Source organism: Pseudomonas sp. SDO5591_S426 (assembly GCF_054070755.1).
Map to the genome: position 1 here is coordinate 1 of NZ_JBSVXD010000412.1, position 962 is coordinate 962.

At 59.3% G+C, this 962-nt stretch carries 1 protein-coding gene; it reads left to right on the forward strand.

The genetic code is table 11. From position 1 onward, the window contains the following. The first annotated feature begins 274 nt into the window (after window positions 1–274). The gene (locus tag ACW9JC_RS30355) at window positions 275–907 is read left to right on the forward strand and encodes a TetR family transcriptional regulator (protein WP_457459675.1); all 633 of its coding nucleotides are present in this window, start codon (window positions 275–277) and stop codon (window positions 905–907) included. Window positions 908–962: the final 55 nt, after the last annotated feature.

A 962-nucleotide genomic window follows, 5' to 3' on the forward strand; every position in this document is an offset into this window, starting at 1 on the left:
GGTCAAACCCTTGCCGCTGACGGTTCCGATCGCACTCCAGGTCAAACCCTTGCCGAAGGTGGTGGTGACCGTGTAATCGAACGCAACAGCGCTACGAGCTGAGCCCATGGCGGCCCTGAAAAAAAGCCCAATCACCGGATTGGGCTTTTGACATTCTGGCCTTTCGCTTTATAGACGCCGCATCTTCTCGCCTGATCCCCCTATCGCCGTTCGACGCCGGCAAAGCCGATTTGCTAGAGTGCGCCGCTGTCCTTCTTCAGAAAACGCCCTTGCAATGCTGCCCCGCGCCGAACAGAAACAACAAACCCGCAACGCCCTGATGGACGCTGCCCGTCGCCTGATGGAAGGCGGCCGAGGATTCGGCAGCCTGAGCCTGCGCGAAGTGGCGAAAACCGCCGGTATCGTTCCCACCGGTTTTTACCGACATTTCGCCGATATGGATGAACTGGGCCTGGTGCTGGTCAGCGAAGTCGGCCAGACCTTCCGTGAAACCATTCGCCTGGTGCGGCACAACGAGTTCGTCATGGGCGGCATTATCGATGCCTCGGTGCGAATCTTTCTCGACGTCGTCAGCGCCAACCGTTCGCAGTTCCTGTTTCTGGCCCGCGAACAGTACGGCGGCTCGCTGTCAGTGCGTCTGGCCATCGGCCGTCTGCGCGAAGACATCAGCTCGGACCTCGCTGCCGACCTGTCGTTGATGCCCAAGCTGCAACACCTGGACATCGCCGGTTTGAGTGTCATGGCCGACCTGATCGTCAAAAGCGTGTTCGCCACCTTGCCGGACATCATCGACCCACCGGCCGAGGCGCTGCCGGAACACCTGACGCCCCAGGCAAAAATTACTCAGCAGCTGCGCTTCATCTTTATTGGCCTCAAGCATTGGCAAGGCCTGGGCAGCACCGAGTGATGCATTAAAAGATCGCAGCCTTCGGCAGCTCCTACAGAGAAATGCGATCCCTGTA